Source organism: Leptolyngbya sp. UWPOB_LEPTO1 (genome assembly GCF_017302695.1).
Taxonomy (GTDB): domain Bacteria; phylum Cyanobacteriota; class Cyanobacteriia; order Leptolyngbyales; family Leptolyngbyaceae; genus Leptolyngbya; species Leptolyngbya boryana.
The window spans coordinates 425,777-444,217 of sequence record NZ_JAFLCJ010000001.1 but is presented as its reverse complement, the minus strand read 5'-3'; the positions used below and the strand labels follow the sequence as shown (position 1 = coordinate 444,217).

The 18,441-nt window shown below is 47.2% G+C and carries 15 protein-coding genes; 6 read left to right on the top strand and 9 right to left on the bottom strand.

Annotated elements, in window-relative coordinates:
- Positions 1–564: 564 nt before the first annotated feature.
- A complete protein-coding gene (locus J0L70_RS01950; RefSeq protein ID WP_287452862.1) occupies positions 565–2,301 on the top strand; it encodes an EAL domain-containing response regulator in 1,737 nt (578 codons plus the stop codon).
- A 51-nt stretch (positions 2,302–2,352) separates the two neighbouring features.
- Here the strand turns inward: J0L70_RS01950 and J0L70_RS01945 are convergent, their stop codons facing one another.
- On the bottom strand, positions 2,353–3,480 hold the full coding sequence (locus tag J0L70_RS01945; RefSeq protein ID WP_190653440.1) for an AI-2E family transporter: 1,128 nt from the start codon (positions 3,478–3,480) through the stop codon (positions 2,353–2,355).
- Between the two features lie 108 nt (positions 3,481–3,588).
- On the opposite strand from J0L70_RS01945, the gene J0L70_RS01940 reads away from it, so the two are divergent.
- Entirely contained in the window at positions 3,589–3,960 is a 372-nt protein-coding gene (locus tag J0L70_RS01940; RefSeq protein WP_268180656.1) for a hypothetical protein, read from the top strand.
- A 37-nt stretch (positions 3,961–3,997) separates the two neighbouring features.
- Here J0L70_RS01940 and map read toward each other — a convergent pair whose 3' ends face one another.
- The 3 genes from map to psb32 form a co-directional block, all read right to left on the bottom strand.
- Positions 3,998–4,759: a type I methionyl aminopeptidase gene (gene map, locus J0L70_RS01935; RefSeq protein WP_190653441.1), complete on the bottom strand. Its 762-nt coding sequence runs from the start codon at positions 4,757–4,759 to the stop codon at positions 3,998–4,000.
- 54 nt (positions 4,760–4,813) lie between these two features.
- A complete protein-coding gene (locus J0L70_RS01930) occupies positions 4,814–5,215 on the bottom strand; it encodes an acyl-CoA thioesterase (protein WP_287452861.1) in 402 nt (133 codons plus the stop codon).
- A gap of 216 nt (positions 5,216–5,431) precedes the next feature.
- On the bottom strand, positions 5,432–6,115 hold the full coding sequence (gene psb32, locus J0L70_RS01925; RefSeq protein WP_026148916.1) for a photosystem II repair protein Psb32: 684 nt from the start codon (positions 6,113–6,115) through the stop codon (positions 5,432–5,434).
- A 128-nt stretch (positions 6,116–6,243) separates the two neighbouring features.
- Here psb32 and J0L70_RS01920 point away from each other — a divergent pair, with 128 nt between their 5' ends.
- Complete coding sequence (locus J0L70_RS01920) at positions 6,244–6,681, top strand: peroxiredoxin (RefSeq protein WP_287452860.1); 438 nt, start codon at positions 6,244–6,246, stop codon at positions 6,679–6,681.
- Positions 6,682–6,852: 171 nt separating this feature from the next.
- Positions 6,853–8,475, top strand: coding sequence for a C39 family peptidase (locus J0L70_RS01915; protein WP_287452859.1), 1,623 nt, complete (start codon positions 6,853–6,855; stop codon positions 8,473–8,475).
- 82 nt (positions 8,476–8,557) lie between these two features.
- Here J0L70_RS01915 and J0L70_RS01910 read toward each other — a convergent pair whose 3' ends face one another.
- Positions 8,558–10,444 (bottom strand): ABC-F family ATP-binding cassette domain-containing protein, encoded by a 1,887-nt coding sequence (locus J0L70_RS01910; RefSeq protein WP_287452858.1) that lies wholly within the window; start codon positions 10,442–10,444, stop codon positions 8,558–8,560.
- 246 nt (positions 10,445–10,690) lie between these two features.
- Entirely contained in the window at positions 10,691–12,655 is a 1,965-nt protein-coding gene (locus J0L70_RS01905; protein ID WP_287452857.1) for an ABC1 kinase family protein, read from the bottom strand.
- 287 nt (positions 12,656–12,942) lie between these two features.
- Here J0L70_RS01905 and recN point away from each other — a divergent pair, with 287 nt between their 5' ends.
- Both recN and J0L70_RS01895 read left to right on the top strand, forming a co-directional pair.
- Positions 12,943–14,766: a DNA repair protein RecN gene (gene recN, locus J0L70_RS01900; RefSeq protein WP_268180598.1), complete on the top strand. Its 1,824-nt coding sequence runs from the start codon at positions 12,943–12,945 to the stop codon at positions 14,764–14,766.
- 126 nt (positions 14,767–14,892) lie between these two features.
- Positions 14,893–15,057 (top strand): hypothetical protein, encoded by a 165-nt coding sequence (locus tag J0L70_RS01895; RefSeq protein WP_268180596.1) that lies wholly within the window; start codon positions 14,893–14,895, stop codon positions 15,055–15,057.
- A 55-nt stretch (positions 15,058–15,112) separates the two neighbouring features.
- On the opposite strand, the gene J0L70_RS01890 is transcribed toward J0L70_RS01895, so the two are convergent.
- From J0L70_RS01890 to J0L70_RS01880, 3 genes are all read right to left on the bottom strand, one after another.
- Positions 15,113–15,496, bottom strand: a complete 384-nt coding sequence (locus J0L70_RS01890; protein ID WP_144056269.1) for a hypothetical protein — start codon at positions 15,494–15,496, stop codon at positions 15,113–15,115.
- Positions 15,497–16,176: 680 nt separating this feature from the next.
- Entirely contained in the window at positions 16,177–16,827 is a 651-nt protein-coding gene (locus tag J0L70_RS01885; RefSeq protein WP_287452856.1) for a glutathione S-transferase family protein, read from the bottom strand.
- Positions 16,828–16,831: 4 nt separating this feature from the next.
- Positions 16,832–18,403 (bottom strand): B12-binding domain-containing radical SAM protein, encoded by a 1,572-nt coding sequence (locus tag J0L70_RS01880; protein ID WP_287452855.1) that lies wholly within the window; start codon positions 18,401–18,403, stop codon positions 16,832–16,834.
- Between the last annotated feature and the right edge of the window lie 38 nt (positions 18,404–18,441).

Here is an 18,441-nt window from a genome sequence, read left to right as displayed (position 1 = left end):
TTCTGAGGACTTGGCTGAGTTCTATGACCATACAGGATCATCTGAAGATTAAATTGGTTGCTTAAGTTGTGATCTTTAGTAGTCAATTCTGGCTTTCGGGGGCAAACTAATCCAGTAGTGTCTAGTGAACTCTACTTCAGCGGTTTCATCAGCAACCCAGCGATGAACTAGAGGTGCAGAATCAGAAATATTTCTGAGCAAAAGTCAAATTTACGCTTTAATTCTGCTAGAGCAAGACACAAAAGAGTTACAACTTTCCTGAATTTTGGTGTAAATGAGTTCTATGTTATGGGGTGCAAAAAGCGTGAGTACAGTATCAAACAGGACTGCCGTGTATCGGGTGGAGCAATGGTATCAATTCCACTCTCTTGATTCAGATTACAAGATAGATTAGATTCAGGGCTTTAGGCTCAGTAGGTATTGCACTTCATTCAGTTCTTGCGGAGCAGTTGAGTAACTACCTAATTGTATGATTGCCTACTTAATCTCTTTTAATTCCTTTTTAAGAAAGTTGCCGCGATGGACTTTCCTTCCCATTGATGATTCGCCAGGCTGCTCTGACCCATGAAGACCATTCTGATAATTGAAGATGATGAGTTGATTCGGAACAATCTGTTAGAGATTTTAGAGTTTGAAGGATTTCGAGCGATCGAAGCGGAAAACGGTCGAATCGGGGTACAAAAAGCTCGTGCTTACCATCCCGATTTAGTGCTTTGTGATGTCTGTATGCCGGAGTTAGATGGCTACGGCGTGCTTGAAGAGCTTCGCTCAAATGTCCAAACTGCGACGATGCCCGTGATTTTTCTCACCGCCAAGAGTGATAAAAGTGATGTGCGGCAAGGTATGAATTCAGGCGCAGATGATTATCTCATCAAGCCTTGCTCGGTCAGTGAATTGCTGGGAGCAATTTCGTCCCGATTAAAGAAACAGGCTGTTCTCATCGAACGCTACACAGAGCAGCAACAGCAGGCGACAGCGGCAATTCGGCGGGGAGCGATGTTAGATCCACTGACGCATCTACCGACCCGTGGATTGTTATATCAGCACTTGCATCATTTAATGGCTTCATTTGCGCAGTTTCCGTCTTCACGGGGAATTGCAATTTTTTGCTTAAATTTGCAGCGATTTCACTTGATTAATTCGGGGTTCGGGCATATTGCAGGCGATATTGTGTTGCAGATGGTCGCAAATCGGCTGAGTAAAGTCGTACAGGCGAATGGATTTTTAGCTCGACTGAATGGAGACCAGTTTGGGATTGTCCTGAAAGATGTGGCACAAGAGGAGCTAGGTGAGTTTGCTCAACTGTTGCTCGATCGCGTGACGCTGCCCTGCATGATTGATGGACATGAGATTCGATTTCACGCCAATGTCGGCATGACTTGGACGGATCAGCCGCAGGGGACACCGCAAGATTTACTGACGCAGGCTGAAACCGCGCAGCATTGGTGTCAGCAGCCTGGGCTGAATCGCTATCGCCTCTATGATACCGAGTTGGATGCGTTAGAGGTCGAGCGGCGCTTAATCGAGATGGATTTGACCAAAGCGATCGAACGGGCGGAGTTCCAGGTTCATTATCAGCCGCAAGTCGATCTGCAAACGGGGCGAGTTGTCGGCATGGAATCACTAGTGCGGTGGCACCATCCGGTGCGAGGGGTTGTCTCTCCCGCCAAATTTATTCCGATCGCGGAAGAGTTGGGGTTAATTGTGCCGTTGGGCGAGTGGATTTTGACAACAGCATGTCAGCATGCGAAACGTTGGCAAATTCTGTGTATGCAGCCGTTGCGTGTCTCTGTGAATCTGTCGATGCGGCAGTTTCAGCAGCCGAATTTACCGCAGAGAGTTGAAGCAATTTTGGCAGAGACGGGACTTGATCCGAAGCTATTAACGTTGGAGTTGACCGAGAGCTGCGTGATGCACGATGTCGAAGCAACAATCTTGACGTTAAAAGCGTTGAAAAAGCTCGGAATTGAGATTTCGATCGATGATTTTGGTACAGGATATTCGTCGTTGAATCATCTGTATCAACTGCCGATCGATGCTTTAAAGATCGATCGCAGTTTCGTCAAACAGATTCGCGTCAGCGCAGGTGCGATCGCAATTTCCGATGCCATTATCAGCATGGCAAAAGGCTTAAAGCTGCATATCGTCGCTGAAGGCATTGAAGACAAGGAACAGCTCGCATTTTTCCGTAAACGGGGTTGTGATGCGATTCAAGGCTTTCTGTACAGCCCACCCATTTCAGCGATTGAAATGGAGGCGTTGCTCCTGTCCGATCGCCGTCTTCATTTTGCGAGCGCTTGAGGCACAAATCCTCGATCTGTGCCTTTGTTCTGACCTCAAGTCGGTTCGACTTCAAGGCTCAGAGGTCTGACCTGCAGGAATTTCTGCGAGTTGGATATCACTCGACATAATAATTGCCGAATGCGGCGATCGCAAAGAGACCAAAATGCTTTTAATCACGACTGCAATGGGGACAGCGACAACCACTCCTAGCAGTCCTCCGACGCGTGCGCCCATCAGGATCGAAATAAACACCCAGACTGGATTTAAGCCTGTAAAGCTACCCAAAATTCTTGGCATAATCAGATTTTCAATAATCTGCTGCACAATTAAAGATGCAATCAACACTTCAACGCCTAAGCCAATATCGCGCAGCGCGACTAGGAGTGACACGATCGCAATTCCCACCGATCCACCAAATGGAATCAGTGCCATTGTTCCAATGGACAATCCAAACAGCAATCCGAATGGAACGCGCAACGTCAGAAAGATGACTGTCAACACAAAGCCCATCGACGTCGAAGAAATCAACTGGCTAAAAAAGAAATTCTGAAAACTCAGCCGTAAGGTATCGCTAAACGGATCGCGAATCTGATGCGGCAGCCATTCCACCAAACTTTGCCAAAGTCGATCGCTGTGTTGAAGTAAATAAAACGTCAGCACCAACGTCAGCAGTAAATCTAGAAGGCTCGTCACCGTAATCACTGCCAGTCCTAAAATGTCACCCGCCAATCGTTGGAGTTGATTTTTTAGGGGTGCAGTAATTTGATCGGCTAAAACGTCCAAGCTAATTGGAAATCCAGCTTTTTCGATCTGATCGTTGAGCAGAATCAATTGTCGCTGACCGGAGTCGATCCAGTCAGGCAACCGGGTCACTAACTGTTGCGCTTGTTGTAGGGCGAGCGGAACGAGCGTGACGCCGATCGCGAGTAAGACCGAAATTGTAAACAGAAAGACGATAATTGCCGCTCGTCCTCGTGTGGTTCCATGCTGCTGCATATAACTGACGGGATAGTTCAGTAAAAACGTCAGCAAAGACGCACCCACAATGATCGCTAACAGCGAATGGAAATATCCAAAAATCGAGGAAATTGCCCAGGCATTGAGAACGAGTAAGGGAGCAAACGACGCGAATGCGATCGCTTTTGACACGGGGGACAACGCATCCCACCAAATCCACAGCTTATTGCGATGAAGCATGATGCATCAATGAACAACAGTTAAATCACGAGACGATTTTGGGCAGTCTCTAGTTATTATTATCGCGTTTTGATTCGTGGTACATCTTCCTTCCCTGTGATTTAACCGATGAAAGAATTTGATGATCTCCAACTTGACGAGATTGAACCGGATGCAATTCGGCACGTGCGGCTATTTTTCTACCTTGTTCCGATTTTTGGATTTTTTCCAGCAGTTTGGACGCTTTATCGTCACGCCGGAAGTCGGCAAGAACGCGCCTTGAGTCGATTTGTGATCAAAATGGCGATGGGCTGGCTGCTGCTCTATGGTTTGCTCGGAGCCAGTGCCATCAATGCAGACTCGATTCCCCTACCGTTGCTGCTGACTGCTAGTTTTATGACTTCAGGCTATTTCGGCTTGAATATGTTGCTCATGGTACGGCTATGGCAGCGTAAGGTGATTGCTCTACCTCTGCTTGGAAAGGTTGGTCGCTTACTGTGACATTCCCAACCCTTTCCATTCTCGCGGGAAGAATCACCTAAGCCTGCGTCAAAATTTCGTAGCCTGTGCTAGTAACGGCGATCGTATGTTCACATTGCGCTGACAGTTTGCGATCCTTCGTCAAAGCTGTCCACTTGTCGGACATCACCTCAACTTCCCAAGTGCCCTCATTGATCATCGGCTCGATCGTAAACACCATTCCCGGTCTTAACTTTTTCCCAGTTCCCCGCTTCCCATAGTGAGGAATCTGCGGTGCGGTATGGAAAATATGGCTAATACCGTGCCCGACAAAATCTTGCACAACTGAGAATCCTTGCGATTCTGCATACTCTTGAATCGCCGCTCCAATGTCGCCAATTCTTGCCCCAGGTTTCACTTCATCCATGCCTAACTGGCGGCACTTGTCGGTGACTTCAACCAACCGACGCGCCAAAGGAGAAGGTTCACCCACGAAATACATTTTCGACGTGTCTCCGTGATACCCATCCACAATCAGCGTGACATCGATATTAATAATGTCGCCATCCTTCAGAATCTGCTTGGCATTGGGAATCCCATGACAAACGACTTCGTTCACACTCGTACAAATCGATTTTGGAAACCCGTTATATCCCAGAGGCGCACTTTTTGCGCCATGTGCCTGTGTCCATCGTTCTGCCTCGTCATTGAGTTCGAGGGTACTCACCCCAGGCTTAACAAACGGCTCTAAATGGTGTAATAACTGCGCTGCAAGCTTCCCAGCCCGACGCATTTTCTCAATTTCGCGACTCGAAAGGAGGGTAATAACTTCTTGTTCCATGTCTGTGAAGAGTGTGGCTAAGCGTTTCCGATTGTAGACGTTTTTCGGAGGCTCTTACCGAAAGCGATCGACCCAACACTGCAATTGTTCCGAAAGTTCGATTCGGGTTCTCGTCTTGGTCGCAATACAAACGTGCCGCGTCAAAGCCTTCCCAAGCGACTTTGAATCGTGCGTTAACTGATATCGGATCTCAAATTCACTCGGTTTTAGCAGGTGAGGAGTTAATTCGATCGTAATGAGATCCCCACAAAACATCGGACTAAAAAAATCGACTTCAGCATGAACAATCGGCACGGCAATGTCTTGCCCAGAAAAGAACGATCGCACTGAAATCCCGCTGGCAGCTAATGATGCCTCGTAAGCCTCATGGCAAAGCGTCAACACATTGGCAAAGTAGACGACTCCGGCTGCATCAGTTTCGGAGAAGTGAATGGTTCGATCGTAAGTAAATCCCATAAAGGCTGCATTGTAAAAGAGAAAATCAACTCAGACGGGAATTTCTATACGGTCTGAATTCCATCCAAAATCAAACGGTAGTCTGTTTTGCTCGCCTAGAAGACCCTTGAGCGTCTGTAATGAACGTTGGGAATGGGTATGAACTGCTAGGGAAATAAGAACCACAATTATGTCCCTTGTTTTTCCTAATCTCCCCACTCCCTACTCCCCACTCTCCTACCGCACATACCAGTAATAGGTCGCCATCGGAATAATCGTTGCTGCAATCAACAATCCAATCACCCAGGGAACCGCATTACTTTGCGCTGTTTCTTCGCGCGATGCAAACGTGCCTTCTGTCTTCACGTTATCTACGATTTCTGGAGGACCTGGATCAGGCTCACCAGATAACACTGCCACTAAACGATCGCTCACATCCAAAAATGCCTGATTATAGCGATCGCCCTTTTGCAGAGGAGCCTGCATTGTTTCCTGAGCCACGCTTTTCGCAACTTCATCCGACATCAAGGCTTTTACCTCTTCGCCGGTTGCGATCGCAGAATTATTCGTCAAACTGTCTAAAACCACGATTGTCTGAGTTGCACCCGCTTCAGGCGTAGGAAACCACTGCTGGAACAGCTTGGTCGTAAAACTCTCGATCGTCTCGTCATAATCGAGGCGGCGAATCGTCACGAAATGCACTTCTTGACCTGTTTTATCTGCCAGATCATTCAGGGTATCCGTCAGCTTGCCTTCATTAAAACGGCTAATAATGTCCCCTAAATCGACCACTCGTGTCTCCTCAGAGACTGGCGGCACTTCATACAAACTGGTAGCGTAGGCAGGAGCCGCAGATAGCGAGGTGAATAAAACCATTGCTAGCAGCAACCCTCTCAAAAAAGAATGGAGGAGCTTTTTCATAATTGCGATTTTTTGGTTTTCTCTCAAAATACACTGCCTCTGAGAGCGATCTTCAATTCAAATTAAATCGCAGAACTAAAGAGATTACAATTTGTAAAGCAAATTAATTTTGTTCAGGAGTCAGACTCATGCCGTTAAATGTAGGCGATACCGCCCCCGATTTCACTGTCAAAGATACGAACGGCAATACCGTGAAACTCTCAGAGTATGCGGGTCAAACGGTTGTGATGTATTTCTATCCGAAAGACGATACCCCAGGCTGCACCAAAGAAGCGTGCAGTTTCCGCGACAATTACGCACAGTACACCAGCAAGGGAATTCCCGTGTTTGGAGTGAGCATGGACGATGAAGTCTCTCACCAGCGCTTTACAGAGAAATTCAGCTTGCCGTTCCCTTTATTGGCAGATACCGATGGGGCAATTACCAAGGCGTATGATGTCGATGGCGGCGGCTACTCGAAGCGCGTGACTTACGTGATTGGGTCAGATGGCAAGATTGCTCAGGTGTTTACGACGATTCAGACGGATACGCATGCGACGGATATTTTGCAGGCGATAGGGGCTTAGGGAGAGTGGGGAGTGAAGTGCTTGCTCCCCATGCTCCTATTCCCTCATTCCACCAATTTTAAGAAGAATCTGACGATCGAAAGATTTATCGATGGTCAGATTTTTTTCGCTTTCAAAAAGCATGAGTATATTAAGAGGCGAACTGGTCGGAACTAATTCAGGGATATCCACATGACTGACAGCACGATCGCGACAGAATCGCTTACATCCGGGGGCGGCAGTGCACCTCCAACTTATGCCGGACCACAAGAAGTTTTAGTGAATAAACCTGTTGTGCTTAAAGGCAGTTATGATGCCCGGCGCATCCGGCGTATCACCGTCATGGCAGAGGATAAATTCAATTTAGGCGTGACGCTGAATAATGGAACTTGGCAAGTTTCGATGCCGAGGGGATTTTCAACACCAGGCGCACGCTGGTTGAGGCTAAAAGGTTTCGATGGTAGTAATAAACTGGTTGAAAATCGAGTGTTTTACATTACCGTTAGTCGCGATCCGCTGACGGTTGGACAAGCTTTGACTGTGAAAGTGCTTCGAGATACGTTTTTCAAAGTCTCGACCGATGATTCGTCTCGGTTGAACAATCAGCAGAAAATTTTAGTCAAAGCGGGACAGACTTACACGGTCAATCGCTATGGATTTATTGATGGACATTTGAAGTTAGATCTAGCCAGTGCGATCGCACCGATCGGCAATTTCGGTTATTTCTATGAAGACCATGTCCAACTGAGCAAGGGATCGCAGATTTTCAGATTTTCGCTCGATGATGTCCCAGATATTCCCCTGGCTGCGCAGCTTTTAATTCGTCAAACAACCTTCTTAAAAACTTCTGCGGCTGATTCGTCGGCATTAGCTGCGAATCAGAGAACCCAGGTGCTAGAAGGTCAAGTGTTCCAAATCATAGGCTATGCGTTTACGCAGGGACATTTCAGAGTGACGTTGAAAGATCCGATTCCAGGGTTTGGCAATCGAGGGTTTATCTTCTGGCAATATGCTCAGATCAAACGCAACGGAAAGGAAATTCCTTATGATTCGAGTTCTCTGACGGTGACAGCCTTGCGCGATACCATCATCAAGAAACGTCCTGTCGAGTCGTCACAACTTCAACCCGATGAGAGAGCGACCTTCAATGCGAATCAGTTCTACAGTGTCTCGAGCTACATGATCGAGGGTGGGCACATTAAAGTTTCGCTGAATGAGGAGCTTCCAGGATTTGGCAACACAGGCTATCTGTTTCCAGACTTTGTGCGAATGAGTCGAGGCAATCGATCGTTTAACCCGATCCCTGGATCAGTAGAGTTAAATGTGCCGTACTTTTCACAGCGAGACAATCCGCGTTTCTACTGGTCTACTTGTAATGTCACCTCGATCGCGATGTGCATGTACTATCTGGGAACTCGTGCGCGCTGGGGGAGCCAGCTAGAAGATGAGCTTTTGCAATGGTGCTTTAACAAAGACGGACAAGGGTCGCAGATCAATCACAATACGCTGACGAATTTGATTAATGCCTATGGATATGACGGGATCTTTAGTACGAGATGGACATTCCGAGACATTAGGGAAGAATTGATCAATGGTCGCCCCGTTGTCTTATGTGGAATGTTCACGTCCTACGGTCATATTGTGACTGTCATTGGGTACACACCCGATGGATTCATTGTGAATGATCCTTGGGGTGATGCTTTGACAGGTTACTCGAATACTGAGGGGCGTAAGTTACTTTATCCCTATGGCTACACGAATCGAGTGTGTGGTCCTGATGGAGAAGTTTGGGCGCATTTTATTCGACGGAGATAGGAGAAAACTCAGGGTCATGAGTTCAACTTGCCCGACAATTTCCGGTTGATTAGCAAAATCTAGATGAATTGAATTCTTGATCCTAAGCTTCAATCTCTGAGAGTTCCATCCAGCGAATCGTTGCTGTTTCAATCTGCTCGTCGAGTTCAGCGAGTCGCTCAGAAAGTTTCTGAACTTCACTGAATCCGGCGGGTGGATTGTGATAGAGCTTTTGCTCGATCGTGGATTTTTCCTCTTCCATCTGCGGAATTTGCATCTCTAAAGCTTCTAGTTCGCGCTTCTCTTTGAAAGAGAGCTTGCGAGGCTTGTTTGAAGCGGGCTTTGGCTCGGATTTCTTCTCGACTTGTGGTTTCTCAACTGCAACTTCTTCGTCTTTTTTGAAATCCAAGTAGACCGAATAATTGCCGGGATATTCTCGAACGGTTCCACCGGATTCGAGCGCAAAAATCTTATCTACAGTGCGATCGAGAAAATAGCGATCGTGCGAAACCACAATCACACAGCCGTTGAAATCTTCTAAGTATTCTTCTAAAACGCCTAACGTCTGCACATCTAAATCATTCGTCGGCTCGTCCAGAATCAAAACATTCGGCGCACTCATTAAAACGCGCAGTAAGAATAAACGCCGTCTTTCTCCACCGGAGAGCTTATTAATCGGCGCATACTGTTGATTCGGTGAGAAAAGAAACCGCTCCAACATTTGAGACGCAGTAATCACTTCACCGTCTGCCGTTTTGACTAACTCGGCTACGTCTTTGAGATATTCGATCACGCGCTGATTTTCATTGATGAGCAGATCATCCGAATGTTGATCGAAGTAGCCGAAATGAATCGTGCTGCCCGTCTCGATCGTACCTGAATCGGGTTCGAGTCTGCCTGTAATCAAATTCAGTAAAGTCGATTTCCCCGCGCCATTTCCGCCAATAATGCCAACGCGATCTTCTGGGTTGAAATTGTAGGTGAACTCTTTGATCAAAGTGCGATCGCCGAATCCCTTGGTCACTTTTTCGAGTTCAACAACTTTTTTGCCGATTCGTCGCCCTGCGGTTGAAATCTGCACCTTAGTTTGAGCTTGCTTAAACTCAGTTTCTTGCATCTCATGAACGCGATCGATTCGAGCTTTCTGCTTGGTACTGCGCGCTTTTGCTCCCCGTTTGAGCCATTCTAATTCTCGGCGCAATACCCCTTGGTGCTTGCGTTGCGAACTCGCTTCAGAAGCTTCTTGGGCTGCTTTTTTCTCTAAATAGTATGAGTAATTGCCGCTGTAGCTGAACAGATCGCCGCGATCGAGTTCGATGATTCGATTCGTCACTTGATCGAGAAAATAGCGATCGTGAGTCACAAGCAACAATGCACCACGATAGCGACTGAGATAGCTTTGTAACCACTCGATCGACAATGCATCTAAATGGTTCGTTGGCTCGTCCATGAGTAACACATCAGGTTCTGCGAGCAATGCAGTTGCTAAGGCGACTCGCTTACGGTATCCACCTGAGAGCTTTTCAATCTTGGCTTCTAAATCTTGAATGCCTAGCTTAGACAGAACGATCTTTGCTTTTGTCTCGAGTTCCCAAGCATTGATAGCATCCATTTTTTGCGTGACCTGAGACAATCGCGCCATCACTGCATCTTGATTGCCATGCGCTAATTGTTCAGAGAGATGCTCATATTCTTTCACCAATGCCATCTGCTCGCCGCTGTCGGCAAACACTTGTTCTAAAACGGTGCGTTCTGGATCGAGGTCGGGTTGCTGCGGTAAATAAATCATCCGACTGCCAGAACTGGTGGTCAGTTGACCACTATCGATCGATTCCATTCCAGCGACCATCTTCAGCAAAGTCGATTTGCCTGATCCATTGGTTCCGATCAAACCGACCTTTTCACCAGCTTCTAGGGTGAAATTCGCATCTCGAACAATTTCTTTGATGCCGAAGTCTTTTTTAACGGATCTGAGCGCGAGTACGGGCATAGGGGGTTTGATCTAGGACTGAAGTTTGATTCTAACCTCCGGAAGCCAAAAACTCTGCTGCGCTCAGCATGAATTCTGCAAAGGCGACGGGGTGAGCATCTTTCGCTTAGCGGTTGAAACAGCAGCTACACAGACAAAACCCGCCTCCGCAAGTTCAAGAGATTTTGAGTGCTCTTAGTCTGCAACGACGGGCTTTGTTTACATTGCCGCGAATTCCATTCGCAAGGCGCAGAAACGTATCTGGATTTAATTCATGGCTCGAACAGCGGCTCTTTCATCTTTGAGCAAAACTTCTCGAATCAATCGAGCTGCCATGCGCTGCGCGAAATCTCCAACAATTTGCTGTCCCATTTTCTGAGTCTCGGGTTTTGTTAACAAGCGCGGAATCAATGCCAGCATCTTGGTTTGATCAAAACCACGGCTCTGTCTCAAAATTTCCCAGACTTTTTTGAGGTGGTCTAAAGTCGCTTGATTCTCAGGCGCTAAAGCAGGACGTTCTACGGCTAAGCCAACTCGCTCCCGGAAACCATACGTCAAATTCTGCCAAGCCGCTTGAGACAGCGAATCTAAACTCTTGACGATTTCATTGACTAAATTGACGCGGATAAATTCACCACGATCGCTAAACAAAAATTCCGTCGCTTGATCCAATGCCTGATCCAAGTTGTAATCAGAATTATCTTTGGCATTTCTCAGCAAATTCTCTAAGCGATTCCAGCGGAAGCTGCCATCTTTGAACAGCAAGTCGCGCAAAGATGCCCGCAATTCTGGAGCTGGATCGGTGAGTAATCGCTTAGAAACATAAGGATAAGCCTTACTCAGCACCTTGAAGTCGGGATCAACGTTGATGGCAATCCCTTCTAGAGTGACCAGCGATCGAATAATCAAGGCAAAGAAGGCAGGCACTTGAAACGGATATTCGTACATCAATGCCGATAATTTATCCGTAATACTCTTGATATTAATTTCAGCAACGGAAGCGCCTAATGCTTCGTTAAACACTTCTGCAAATGCTGGAATGATTGGAGTGAGATCCATCGTGGGCGATAGAAATCCCAGATTGACGTAATCGTTGGCTAACCCTTCAAAATCGCGATTGACTAAATGCACGATCGCTTCAATTAATCCATATCGCTGATAGGGTTCTACCTGGCTCATCATGCCGAAATCCAGATAAGCTAAGCGTCCATCCGGCATCGCTAGCAAATTCCCTGGATGAGGATCAGCGTGAAAGAATCCGTGCTCTAGAAGCTGTCTGAGTGAACATTGAACCCCAACATCGATGAGGTGCGTTGCATCGATTCCTTGTTCACGAATCGCTTCTAGCTGAGTCAATTTTGTCCCTGTGATCCACTCCATCGTGAGTACGCGCCGCCCGGTGTACTCCCAATAGATCTTAGGCACATAGATTTCAGGCAGATGTCCGTAAAGTTCTTCAAACCGTTCAGCATTGTGACCTTCTTGGGTGTAGTCCATCTCCTCGAAGATGCGGGTCGCTAGCTCATCAGCGATCGCGACTAAATTACTCCGTATGCGCTTAATATTCTTCATCGCCCATGCTGACAAGCGGCGCAAGATAAACATATCCAAGGCAATACTTTGCGCCAACCCGGGACGCTGAACCTTGACTGCAACCGTTTCTCCCGTTTTCAGCTTGCCTTTGTAAACCTGACCCAAAGACGCAGCCGCGATCGGCATCGGGCTAAGTTCTGCATAAATCTGATCAGGAGTTTTGCCTAATTCTTCTTGAATAAATTGAAAGGCGACTTCATTCGGAAATGGTGGCAACTGATCCTGAAGCTTTGTTAATTCTTCTAAATAAATCGGGGGCACCAGATCGGGTCGTGTCGAAAGCGCTTGACCGATTTTGATAAAGGCAGGACCCAGTTTGGTCAACATCTCTCGCAGATGTACTGCCTGCTGTTCCTGATGTGCCACACTTTGGCCCGTGACGCGATCCCACCATAACCGAGTCGCAAAAAATAAAAATGGCAAGAAAATTCCAGCCGTCCGTTGCCAAACCTTGAGTGTGCGAGTTCGGTAATAGGCTGCGATTAAATCTGGGTCATATCGCAAAGTTGTCATATCCGCCTGATTTGGGATCAGCGCGAGTTCTGACGTAATCATGCCGTTCTCTGTCCGAATAAACGGCAGAGCATCCGGGATCTGAGCTTCAGTAGAGATTGCGGGGCGTGTGGGAGTTCCATTCATCGATCGGCACCGGATACGGCAATGTAAACTATTGTAACAAGAAGCTTTGCGAGAGTTAATATTCTCAGTAAATCATCTTGTTCCAAGGATTGGGAGAAGTTTGATCGCCAGATTACCGTATCAAAACAGCAGAGAAATCCCGAAAAAGGGCGAGACCTTGAATTTTCTGCCTCATTCTCTTGACGCTTCATCAGAACGGATTTACTATTATCGAGATCAAATCTCTCTTGTACTCCTAGCCGTCCCCGCTAACATTAAAGGGTGTGGATCATCTTTTGTGAGCCTTCATGCTATTGTCTCTGCGGATCGAAAACTTTGCACTGATTGACCATCTTGACCTTACCTTTGGGTCAGGACTGCACGTTTTGACTGGCGAAACGGGCGCAGGGAAATCGATTATTTTAGACGCGATCGATGCCGCACTAGGTGGCAAGGTCACAGGTCGGGCTGTCCGAACGGGAGAGGAAAGAGCCTCGATCGAGGCAACGTTCCGCGTCAATGATCTCCTCAAGTCCTGGTTTGAGCAGGAACAGATTGATTTACTCGATGAGGATATTGCAGTCTGTAGTCGCGAGATTGTGGCTCTGGGCAGTAGTCAGCGGAATCGATCGAGAATTAACGGGGTATTGGTCAACAAGCAACAAATGGAGGGATTGCGCGATCGCTTAGTCGAAATTACCGCGCAAGGGCAAACCGTGCAATTAGGTCAGCCTAGCCTTCAGCGAGATTGGCTCGATAGTTATGGGGGCGTTGCTCTGCTCAAGGCGCGTGAAGTTGTCAGTCAGGCATTTACAACCTATCAGCAAGCGGCTCAAGCGTTAGAGAAACGTCGCCATTCAGAACAGCAGCGTCTCCAACAGCTTGATCTGTTTGAGTATCAGTTGCGGGAGTTGAATGCAGCGAATCTAATTGATCCTGATGAATTGGATCAATTAGAGCAAGAACGGAAGCGTTTGAGCCATAGTGTCGAATTGCAGCAGCAAAGCTATCAGGTTTATCAAGCGCTTTATCAGAATGAAAATGGCGAAGATGCTTGTGCAGATTTGCTCGGAAAAGCAGAAAACTTGCTGACAGATATGGCTCGATATGACGAGCAAATTCAGCCGATTTTAGAGATTGTCACTTCGGCGCTTGCTCTCGTTGAAGAAGCGGGACAGCAAATGAATGCTTACGGTGATGATCTCGAAACCGATCCACAACGGCTGCAAGAAGTAGAAGATCGCGTCCTCGAACTCAAGCAAATTTGTCGTAAATATGGACCAACTTTAACCGACGCGATCGCACTACAGCAATCCCTCCAATCCGAGCTGGAAGAACTAACTGGGGCAGGGCAATCGATCGAAGAACTCGCTGAACTCACTGAAACTCGTAAAGCTGCATTGATTGAAGCATCTGAGCATCTGACTCAATTGCGCAAATCGACCGCACAAGGATTAGAAGCGCGATTAGTTGCCGAATTGAAGCCGTTAGCGATGGAAAAGGTGCAGTTTCAAGTTGGAATTACGCCTATTGCTCCGACTTCTGCCGGAAGCGATCGTATTACTTATCTCTTCAGTCCGAATCCTGGCGAACCGTTGCAGCCTCTAACAGAAATTGCTTCCGGTGGAGAAATGAGCCGCTTTTTACTAGCGCTTCAAGCCTGTTTCTCTCAAGTCGATTCTGCGGAAACGTTAGTCTTTGACGAGATTGATGTGGGTGTATCGGGACGGGTGGCGCAAGCGATCGCTGAAAAGCTCTATCATCTTGGTCGCCATCACCAAGTTCTCTGTGTGACGCACCAGCCGATTGTGGCGGCAATGGCTGACCAGCATTTCAATGTTGCGAAGCAAGTGGTTGAACTGCACAAGTCACAGAATGGTAAGGGCGCAGATTTGCGAACGATCGTAAAAGTAACTCCCCTTGATCGAGAACAACGCCGTCAGGAACTAGCTCAGCTTGCCAGTGGTCAGGTGGGTTCGACTGAGAATGCAACAACCGAAGCAGCCGCGATCGCGTTTGCAGATTCGTTACTAGAGCAAGCTGCAAGTTTGCAAGCAGGTCAAGCTGGTTTGCCCCCAGCAGAGCAACCGAAGGCGAAGGCAAAACGGGCAAAATCGGCACGTCGATCGTAGATTGATATTGTTTCAGATCGATCATGGCGAGACTGGCTTCTATTTGGTCAATCTTAGACAGAAGCGCGATTACTACTGTGGCAAGACTGGCGCGATTGTGTCGAGATATAACCATCGGAGGTCGTAATGAGTGAGGAGAAGCCCAAGCGCGGCAGACCGCGTGTGCATGAAAATCGACAGCAGGAATGGAAAAAACGCACCAATTTCGAGCAGTCTGAAAAACGCCGCAAATACAAAGCGGAATGGGCAAAGCGTAAACGACAGGAAAAGAAGCAAGCCGAATCTGAGTAGGTACAAAAAAGCGATCGAGAAAACCTCGATCGCGCTCACTCAATCTGAATTACTTCTACTGAATCGCGTGGACATAGTTATGATTTGGGGCACAAGTGAAACTGTGCGGAAACCATTCCGAGGTGCGCGGAGACCCGTAACCTCTACCCGTGTCGTCCCTGTACTCGATCGCAGTGGAGGTGACGACAACGCCAGTCGCTGCATTGTTGAGTGTTTGGCTTGACCAAGTCTCAGTTTCGTTCGGTGTCAGGACTTTGTTAAGCAGTCCTTCCGTGTAGACTGTGTTGCCACCGACTTTGTACAGCAATCGAAGCACTTTGATTGAGGCTCCCTTCTTATTTGTTACTTTCACAGTGGCTTGGCATTTGACCCCGGCTGCGGTAGCTGGCGACGTAGCGCCGAACGGCACGGTAGCACCGAACGAGACAGCTAGTGCCATAGTAAGCGCGGCTAGTACACGGCGATGAGTAGCGTTGTGCAGCGGATCAACTCTGAATTGCGTGTTGCAGATAGCCATGAATATTTCTCCTTTTGGAACTAGATATTGTTGATAACTGGATAGTGACCTAGGACGAGAAAGCCTACCTAAAAAAGGTTTCAGCTAACAAAGGATTGAGCCTTGAATAGATCCTGTCTCGTCTGATGTTGCTACCCAACAACCTACACGGTGGACTTCTGACTTTTATGCAGTGCAGTCAGTTGCGATATCCGAAATCTTTTTAAGCAGCGATCAGGGAGATCGATATCTTGCAGCCGTTTCCTTCTTATTTCCAACCGAATCCTGAAAGTTACGGCACTGAATTGAGCACAACGCCGTCAGGAGCTAGAACAGCGTGCAAGTCGTCAGATGGGTTCGCTGAGAATGCGACAACCGAGACAGCTACGATCGCGTTTGCGAATTCGTCGTGAGAGCAAGTTGCAAGTTTGCAAACAGGTTAAGCCGTTCCGTCTTCAATAGAGCAACAGAAGAAGACAAAACGGACAAAATCAGCACGTCGATCGTAGGGCAGCACTTAAACTTCAACAGAAATGCTGATCGATTATCAAGGTCTAAAACTCAAAATCCCCCAAAATTGGGGGACTTAGGAAGCGAATCACCTGCACACAAGGTAGGACGCGCTAAAACTGAATCGTTTCCGTCTCGGCATTTGCTGCTTCTAACCATTCCTGCATTGCTGGAAGTGCCAAAATCGCATCTGCATAAGCCTGACAAACCGCATCAAGCTTCACATCATACGTCCGAAATCTCAACACAACAGGCGCATAAACCGCATCCGCGATCGTAAACCTGCCAAACAAAAATGCTCCTCCCGCTCCATACGTTTCCCGGCAATACTGCCAAATGGTTGTAATACGATCGATATCTTTCTGAACTTCCGCCTGAATCTCATAGTTCGGAAAATGCTCTCGGCAATTCATCGACATTTGAGTTCGGAGCGGCAGAAATCCAGCATGCATCTCTGCACAAATCGATCGCGCCATTGCACGAGCAGAGCGATCGCCTGCCCACCACGATCGCTCAGGAAACATCTCGCTCAGATACTCGAAAATCGCCATTGAATCCCAAACCGTTCGAGATTCGTGAATCAAAATGGGAACTTTTCCATTTCCATTTGGGCAGTACTGGCGAATTTGCTCAGAAGCTTCCGGTGTATAAAGTGGAATCCGAACTTCATCAAAGGAAAAGCCAAACTGTTTCAAAGCAAGCCACGGACGCAATGACCAAGATGAATAGTTTTTATTGCCAATGATTAAAGTAAGAAAAGCCATAACTTTAGACAACTGGGGCGTTGACGGATTCGATCGAGGATTCTAATCTTTGTCGAGCTAGATAGTCAGCAAGCTGAGCTTCGATTTTAGTTCTGACCTCTTGCCGATACTCATAGAAATGCTCATTCAAAGCACAAACTGCTAGGTAATGTTCGACTACTTTGGGATTGTTTCTCAAAATGCTAAACAGATGATGCCAGAATATCCAGCGGGTTTCTCGAACGACCCCTTGTCGCCAGCAAATCGTAAGAAAAGCTTGAACTACTTTCCAGGTTACTTTTCTCAGCTTCGATCGATGTCTCGGCGCGCCTAATTTCATGAAATGCCGATACGCTCGATCGAGATAGTTCACCGGATCGTACAATCGCCAAAATCCATCAATGTATTCGCGCGTGACTTCTTCGAGCGGACGAGTCGGAACAAAGTTCATCAGTGTTGTCTGATTAATGTTCGCGACATCTTCAACCAAGCGCCCTTCCTTCTTCAAACGATGCCACAAAGCCGTATCAGGTAAAGCTTGCAACATTGAGAAAATTGCGATCGGAATTGTGGTTTGTTCTACAAATCGCACAATGCGATCTCCCGCACCCGATGTTTCACCATCAAAACCAATAATGAAACCTGCCATCACCCGCAATCCTTTCCGAGCGATCGCATCGACTGCATCAGACAGAGAATCGCGTGTATTTTGATGCTTATTCGTTAATGTTAAGCTAGACTCATCCGGGGTTTCAATCCCCAAAAACACACTGTTAAAGTTACACTCGACCATCATCTCCATCAGTTCTGGATCTTGTGCTAAATCAACAGAAGCTTCAGTACTCAAACTAAAAGGATGTTCATGCTCGATCATCCATTCTTTCAATGCTTTTAGAAGCAATTTAACATTGCGCTTGTTGCCAATGAAATTATCATCGACCATAAAAATCGATCGTCGCCAGCCCAATTCGTATAAGCGATCGAGTTCTGCTAGCAGTTGTTCAGGACTTTTGGTTCGAGGTTTGCGCCCATAAAGCACAATGATGTCACAGAATTCACACTGGAACGGACAGCCTCGTGAGAACTGCACCGACATATTATCGTAAGCATCAAAATCTAGTAGATCAAATCTGGGAATCGGTGTCGTGCTAACATCGGGTCGATCTCCACCTGCACGATAAATCCCATGCGTTTCGCCTTTCTGCACAGCTTCGATAAACATCGGCAAGGTGATCTCACCCTCATCCAAAATTAAGTAATCTGCCTCGGCGACTTCATTCGGTAACGCCGTTGCATAAGGGCCGCCGACAGCGACCTTCTTCCCGCGACGTTTTGCTTCTCGGATTTGATCTAAAAGATCGCCTTTCTGAACAATCATGGCAGACATGATCACGAGATCTGCCCAATCCCATTCCGCTTCCGTTGCTTCGCGGAGATTGCGATCGACTAATTTAAACTCCCATTCTTGCGGTAAAATTGCAGCCACCGTAATCAATCCAAGCGGCGGTAACATTGCTTTGCGTCCGACAAGCTGTAACGCTTTTTCAAACGACCAAAAACTTTGTGGAAAGACTGGATAGAGCAACAAAACACGCATAGTTAATCCCGATAAACCTATACTATGAACTCAACGGC

Excerpts from the sequence above, each read along its gene's own strand:
- J0L70_RS01950 (WP_287452862.1), top strand. The coding sequence starts at position 565 with ATGAAGACCATTCTGATAATTGAAGATGATGAGTTGATTCGGAACAAT.
- J0L70_RS01945 (WP_190653440.1), bottom strand. The coding sequence starts at position 3,480 with ATGCTTCATCGCAATAAGCTGTGGATTTGGTGGGATGCGTTGTCCCCC.
- J0L70_RS01940 (WP_268180656.1), top strand. The coding sequence starts at position 3,589 with ATGAAAGAATTTGATGATCTCCAACTTGACGAGATTGAACCGGATGCA.
- map (WP_190653441.1), bottom strand. The coding sequence starts at position 4,759 with ATGGAACAAGAAGTTATTACCCTCCTTTCGAGTCGCGAAATTGAGAAA.
- J0L70_RS01930 (WP_287452861.1), bottom strand. The coding sequence starts at position 5,215 with ATGGGATTTACTTACGATCGAACCATTCACTTCTCCGAAACTGATGCA.
- psb32 (WP_026148916.1), bottom strand. The coding sequence starts at position 6,115 with ATGAAAAAGCTCCTCCATTCTTTTTTGAGAGGGTTGCTGCTAGCAATG.
- J0L70_RS01920 (WP_287452860.1), top strand. The coding sequence starts at position 6,244 with ATGCCGTTAAATGTAGGCGATACCGCCCCCGATTTCACTGTCAAAGAT.
- J0L70_RS01915 (WP_287452859.1), top strand. The coding sequence starts at position 6,853 with ATGACTGACAGCACGATCGCGACAGAATCGCTTACATCCGGGGGCGGC.
- J0L70_RS01910 (WP_287452858.1), bottom strand. The coding sequence starts at position 10,444 with ATGCCCGTACTCGCGCTCAGATCCGTTAAAAAAGACTTCGGCATCAAA.
- J0L70_RS01905 (WP_287452857.1), bottom strand. The coding sequence starts at position 12,655 with ATGAATGGAACTCCCACACGCCCCGCAATCTCTACTGAAGCTCAGATC.
- recN (WP_268180598.1), top strand. The coding sequence starts at position 12,943 with ATGCTATTGTCTCTGCGGATCGAAAACTTTGCACTGATTGACCATCTT.
- J0L70_RS01895 (WP_268180596.1), top strand. The coding sequence starts at position 14,893 with ATGAGTGAGGAGAAGCCCAAGCGCGGCAGACCGCGTGTGCATGAAAAT.
- J0L70_RS01890 (WP_144056269.1), bottom strand. The coding sequence starts at position 15,496 with ATGGCACTAGCTGTCTCGTTCGGTGCTACCGTGCCGTTCGGCGCTACG.
- J0L70_RS01885 (WP_287452856.1), bottom strand. The coding sequence starts at position 16,827 with ATGGCTTTTCTTACTTTAATCATTGGCAATAAAAACTATTCATCTTGG.
- J0L70_RS01880 (WP_287452855.1), bottom strand. The coding sequence starts at position 18,403 with ATGCGTGTTTTGTTGCTCTATCCAGTCTTTCCACAAAGTTTTTGGTCG.